The organism is Candidatus Palibaumannia cicadellinicola (genome assembly GCF_002855795.1).
GTDB lineage: Bacteria > Pseudomonadota > Gammaproteobacteria > Enterobacterales > Enterobacteriaceae > Baumannia > Baumannia cicadellinicola_C.
Map to the genome: position 1 here is coordinate 1 of NZ_NJPO01000073.1, position 1,452 is coordinate 1,452.

Below are 1,452 nucleotides of genomic sequence, written 5' to 3' on the forward strand. Positions count from 1 at the left end.
GGGCGAGTAGGACAAATATTCTGCTCTAAATTAGGTGCATTGATTTCTATCCATAGCTTTCGAGCTATATCTATTGCTTCCTGATCTGAAAGTTGAGCGTAATGATAAAAATAAGAGCGAGGATCTAAAAAGGCTTCTTTACGAAAAGTCATAAAACGTTTTATATACCAGTTTTGTACTATTTCCTTAGGTGCATCAATATAGATAGAAAAATCAATCAAATCAGAAAAACAAAACTGATAAATATCATGTAGATGATCAGTGTTGCTTTGCAGTACGTTTAATCCTTCAAGGAGTAAAATATCTGGTTGAGCAATAATATTATTATGATAAGGAACAATATCATAAATAACATGCGAATAAATTGGAGTAGTGATACGGTGTACACCAGATTTGACCTCTGAGATAAAATTTCTTAGACTCCGAACATCATAAGATTGCGGAAAACCTTTTTTATTAATTAGGTCTCGTTCTTTGAGCCATTTATTGGGATATAAAAAGTCATCTGTAGTCACAATATCTACTGTTCGATGTTCAGGCCATCGGCTTAACAATGTCTGTAGCACACGCGCAGTAGTACTCTTTCCAACAGCAACACTGCCAGCTATTCCTATAATATAAGGAATACGCGATCTTTCGGTTCCAATACTAAGCTCTTGTGCCGCTTGACGGCGTCTATTAGAGCTAATATAACAATTGAGTAAACGTGATAAAGGTAAATAAATATTTAATACTTCCTCTAAAGAAAGGTCTTTATTAATGTCTTGTAGTTGACTCATTTCTTCTGGAGTTAAAGTAACCGGAATATAATTCAATAATGCCATCCATTTTTTACGGCTAAATTGCAAAAAAGGAGTCAAATAGGATGTTTGTTGTATAGCTTTAATCATAATGTGAACCAACCTGTCTACACGATCGATTTAGTGCGCAGAAAGAAAGCTAAACAGAAAGAAAAGAAAAAGCATATGAAGATAACGTTAATAACTATTATCTGTTTGTGCTAGTTTGTATACTACAATTTTAAATTTCACACTGACAAAGTATATTAGTTGGTTTTTAATAAGCAGATTTGTTATCATCTCTTATTAAGAGAGTAATTTATAAACGAAAGTTCACTAAAAGTAATTTTTTTGTTGCATGATTCTTTCGCTCTACCTAAAATGCCAGCATTTCATGCCGGCATAGCTTAGTTGGTAGAGCAACTGATTTGTAATCAGTAGGTTGAAGGTTCAACTCCTTCTGTCGGCACCAAAAAAAAACACCTAATATTTTAGGTGGGGTTCCCAAGCGGCCAAAGGGAGCAGACTGTAAATCTGCCGTCACTGACTTCGAAGGTTCGAATCCTTCCCCCACCATCTATAGCGGGCATAGTATAATGGTTATTACGTCAGCCTTCCAAGCTAACTATGTGGGTTCGATCCCCACTGCCCGCTCCCAATATATATATCGCAG

At 35.6% G+C, this 1,452-nt stretch carries 1 protein-coding gene and 3 tRNA genes; 3 read left to right on the forward strand and 1 reads right to left on the reverse strand.

The window, feature by feature from the left end:
- The coding region (coaA, locus tag CEX73_RS01435; protein WP_101626835.1) for a type I pantothenate kinase at positions 1-890 on the reverse strand (890 nt) is incomplete at its 3' end.
- A gap of 285 nt (positions 891-1,175) precedes the next feature.
- Here coaA and CEX73_RS01440 point away from each other — a divergent pair.
- From CEX73_RS01440 to CEX73_RS01450, 3 genes are all read left to right on the forward strand, one after another.
- A tRNA-Thr gene (locus CEX73_RS01440) sits at positions 1,176-1,251 on the forward strand.
- 22 nt (positions 1,252-1,273) lie between these two features.
- Positions 1,274-1,355 (forward strand) — tRNA-Tyr (locus tag CEX73_RS01445).
- Between the two features lie 6 nt (positions 1,356-1,361).
- Positions 1,362-1,433 (forward strand) — tRNA-Gly (locus tag CEX73_RS01450).
- Positions 1,434-1,452 lie beyond the last annotated feature (19 nt).